The 3,553-nt window shown below is 63.3% G+C and carries 4 protein-coding genes and 1 pseudogene; 1 reads left to right on the top strand and 4 read right to left on the bottom strand.

Annotation, left to right across the window (positions count from 1 at the left end; translation table 11 throughout):
- Positions 1-83: 83 nt before the first annotated feature.
- From tnpC to LB568_RS33905, 4 genes and pseudogenes are all read right to left on the bottom strand, one after another.
- On the bottom strand, positions 84-1,616 hold the full coding sequence (gene tnpC / locus LB568_RS33310) for an IS66 family transposase (protein WP_064993412.1): 1,533 nt from the start codon (positions 1,614-1,616) through the stop codon (positions 84-86).
- A gap of 69 nt (positions 1,617-1,685) precedes the next feature.
- Positions 1,686-2,042 carry an IS66 family insertion sequence element accessory protein TnpB gene (gene tnpB, locus LB568_RS33305; protein ID WP_224656321.1) on the bottom strand — a complete coding sequence of 119 codons (357 nt, stop codon included), beginning with the start codon at positions 2,040-2,042 and terminating at the stop codon, positions 1,686-1,688.
- Entirely contained in the window at positions 2,039-2,482 is a 444-nt protein-coding gene (gene tnpA / locus LB568_RS33300; protein ID WP_064993414.1) for an IS66-like element accessory protein TnpA, read from the bottom strand. Before tnpA ends, tnpB begins: the two co-directional genes overlap by 4 nt.
- Positions 2,483-2,556: 74 nt before the next feature.
- Positions 2,557-3,094: pseudogene (locus LB568_RS33905) on the bottom strand (ABC transporter ATP-binding protein); the annotation flags it as partial.
- 230 nt (positions 3,095-3,324) lie between these two features.
- On the opposite strand from LB568_RS33905, the gene LB568_RS33290 reads away from it, so the two are divergent.
- A partial coding sequence (locus tag LB568_RS33290) for a hypothetical protein (protein WP_210239596.1) occupies positions 3,325-3,553 on the top strand: 229 nt, incomplete at its 3' end.

Below are 3,553 nucleotides of genomic sequence, written 5' to 3'. Positions count from 1 at the left end.
GCTCATCAGAATGAGCAGCCGTTCCTCGGATCGGGCGACCTTCTGCGTTCCAAACCTTGACAGCGGACATCAGAGCGATGTTCTCAGGCCACTGCGCTGAGTTCGTGAGCCTGGATGTAGGCCCATGGCAAGAGGTCGTCGATCTGGCTGTTCGGGTGGCCATTGACGATCCTGGTGAGGACATCGGCGAGATAGCCGAGGGGCTCGACGCCGTTGAGTTTGCAGGTTTCGATTAGCGAAGCGACGACGGCCCAGTGCTCGGCGCCGCCGTCCGATCCGGCAAAGAGTGCATTCTTGCGGTTTAGCGCGATAGGACGGATCGAGCGTTCAACAGTGTTGCTATCGATCTCGATGCGGCCATCATCGAGGAAGCGCGAGAGGCCTTCCCAACGCGACAGCGTGTAGCGGATTGCCTCGGCGAGCTTGGTCTTCTGGCTGATCAGCCCGAGCTTCTCGCGCAGCCAGGGCTCGAGAGCGACGGTGATCGGCAGGCTCTTTTCCTGGCGCACGGCACGACGCTGCTCCGCCGATCGTCCACGGATGTCGTCTTCGATGCGATAAAGTTCGGCGATCTGTCTCAGCGCCTCGCAGGCGATTGGCGCGGGACCGGCCGCGGCGAGTTCGTAGAAGCGCCGGCGCACGTGCGCCCAGCAGAAGGCGAGCGTCACGCCGCTCTTGTCGGCGAGCACGCGATAGCCGCCATAGCCGTCCACCTGCAGGATTCCTGTGAAGCCCGCGAGATGAGCGATCGGACGCTCAGCTTTGCGGTCGGGCGCGTAGACATAGGCGACGCCGCGCGGATCGGCTCCGTCCCATGGCCGATCATCGCGGGCATAGGCCCAGAGCTGGCCGGTCTTCGTTTTGCCGCGACCGGGATCGAGCACCGGCGCCGTGGTCTCGTCGGCGAAGAGCTTTGGCGAGGACTTCAGCTTCGCCAGCAGCCGTTCGTGAACCGGACGCAGGTGCCAGGCGGCACGGCCAACCCAGTCGGCGAGTGTCGAGCGGTCGAGATTGATGCCCTGCCGGGCGTAGATCTGCGCCTGGCGATACAGCGGCAGGTGGTCGGCATATTTGGAGACCAGAACCTGGGCAACCGTCGCCTCGGTCGGCAGGCCGCCTTCGATCAGCCGGGCGGGCGCGGGAGCCTGAACGATCACGTCTTCGCAGGCTCGGCAGGCATATTTGGGTCGGCGCACGACGATCACACGCAGCTGCGCCGGAACGATGTCGAGCCGCTCGCTTACGTCCTCGCCGATCCGATGCAAGTCATTGCGGCAGCACGGGCAGGCATGGTCCTCGATGTCGACCACCATATCCGTGCGTGGCAGATGGGGTGGCAACGCACCGCGGTTCGCCCGACGCTTGGTGACACGCGCCTGACGCTCCATGGGAGCAGCCTGTTCGTTCTCCTCCTCGCCGGCCGCCTCGATCTGCTCGGCTTCTTCAAGTCCCAGCAGCAGCTGGTCTTCCGGCAGCGTCTCAGCACGACGGCCGAAGCGGTGGCGCTGCAATTCCTTGATGATCTGGATCAACCGGGCGTTCTCGACGTCGCGCGCCAGCACCATCGCCTTCAGCGCATCCGGATCGTCGGGAAGCTGGTCCGCCGTCATCGCCATGAGTGGATCAGACCATATTCGTCGACAGCCCGCGACAGCGGAATCCAGGCTGATTCACTTGGTCGCGGGTCAGCCCGCCTGGGCTGGAACACGGGTCCGGCGCGCCTCGTGGACGCCCCGCCAGTCGAGTCCTTCGAGCAGCGCCGAGAACTGCGCCGCCGTCAGCTGCATCACGCCATCCTGAACCTTTGGCCAGCGGAACTCCCCGTCCTCCAAGCGCTTGGCATAGAGGCAGACGCCGGTGCCGTCCCAGAAGATCAGCTTGATCCGGTCAGTCCGCTTCGCCCGGAAGACGTAAACGGCCCCGCTGAACGGATCGGCCCCCATCGTCTCTCGCACCAGCGCCGCCAATCCCTCCGCACCCTTGCGGAAGTCGACCGGCTTCGTCGCCACCATGACCTTGACCGCACCCGTCGGCCCGATCACGACGTCGCCTTCAGCGCGCGGATCACCGCCGCCACCGTCTTGGCGTCGGCGCCACGGCCGACCCGCATGGCGACGCCGTCGATCTCCAACTCGATAACGCCGGCGTCGCGGGCAGCTTTCCGTTTGCGTTGTGGCTGTTGTTTCCCCGTCGGTTCCGGCTTCGGAGCCGGCACCACTGCCGGCACGAACAACGGTTCCGGTGCCAGCGCTTCCGCCAACGGCACACGAGCAGCCCGACGCCAGGCGAACAACTGCTGCGGGGACAATGCATACCGCCGGGCCACGGCACTCACGGTCTCGCCGGCATCGTAACTTTCAGCCACGATCCGGGCTTTCTCTTCCGGCAGCCATTCGCGCCGCCGACCGGAACCCGTGAACACCTCGAAACGGCGCGCGGGCTCAAGATTGCTGGATTTAAGCGTAAGCTCTGAAATCGTCATGTGTCGAAGCCCTCAAAGGCTCCGAACATCGTTCCTCACGACCACGCGCGAAAGGTGCCACCAGAACAGCGCTTACGGTCAAGTGCGCCGAGCGGCTCATCGAGCAAGAGGAACGGCGGATCAGCGATCAGGGCTCGAGCAAGCGCCACGCGCTGTTACTGGCCGCCGCTCAATTGCGACGGCATGCGGCCGCCAAAGTCGGTGAGGTGCACGCGCGCGAGCATGCGGTCGACCTGCGCTGCCTCTCGGCAGCCTTCATGCCGCGCATTTCGAGCGGGAATTCTAGGTTCGGCGCACCGTGAGGTGCGGAAACAGCGCATAGCTCTGGAAGACGATGCCTTGGTCGCGCCGATAAGACTGCACCGCCGCGACCTAATTCCCAGCAATCCGGATGTCTCCCTCAGTGGGCGCTACGAACCCGGCGAGCAGCATCAGGGCCGTGGTCTTGCCCGAACCCCTTGGGACCGACGGTCAGCGACAAATTGCTGACCGCAGCGACTGCCCCATACATCTTGTGACGCTGCCGAACTCAATCTGGGCCGGAACCGAGTTTTTCTCCAATGCTTCATCCTCGGCAATTGGCGGGGTGATGTTCTTTAGATCCAAGGTCACGGCAGGCCGGACAGTGCCGAGCGGTCGAGCCCCATCCATACTACGACATCAACCATTTAACTAGTTTTAGAGGCCCTTCGACCGCCAGATGAGCCAACGTCTAGCTGAGCCGAGCGTTTGCCGCGCACATGATTAAGACCGCTGATTACAGTTATCGAGTGGTCATAAAATGGACCGGCCAGTCGATTTGTATCACCTCTGCTCCGAACCGGGCAAGATAGGAACGTCGAATGCAGGTCAGCGACAGTATTAGTCAGATCCAGATTGGTCTCAAGCCATTCTTTCGGTCTGCCAAGCGGAGCGTCGGGCGCCTTTCCAGGCATTGCCGAGAGTGCGGCGACTGCTCACATGCATCCAGCAACAATTTGGCAATACCAGCTGAATCTCAGATATTTTCGACTGCACGTCGCACTGCAATTAGCCGCTTCTCCCAGGCGTCGCCGGTGAGCCTCTTTGCGC

It is taken from the genome of Mesorhizobium sp. B263B2A, from assembly GCF_020165775.1.
GTDB lineage: Bacteria > Pseudomonadota > Alphaproteobacteria > Rhizobiales > Rhizobiaceae > Mesorhizobium > Mesorhizobium opportunistum.
The sequence above is the reverse complement of the archived record's forward strand: the minus strand, read 5'-3'. Positions and strand labels throughout refer to the sequence as shown.

Coding starts and splice junctions, on each gene's coding strand:
- tnpA (WP_064993414.1), bottom strand. CDS start 2,482: ATGACGATTTCAGAGCTTACGCTTAAATCCAGCAATCTTGAGCCCGCG.
- tnpC (WP_064993412.1), bottom strand. CDS start 1,616: ATGGCGATGACGGCGGACCAGCTTCCCGACGATCCGGATGCGCTGAAG.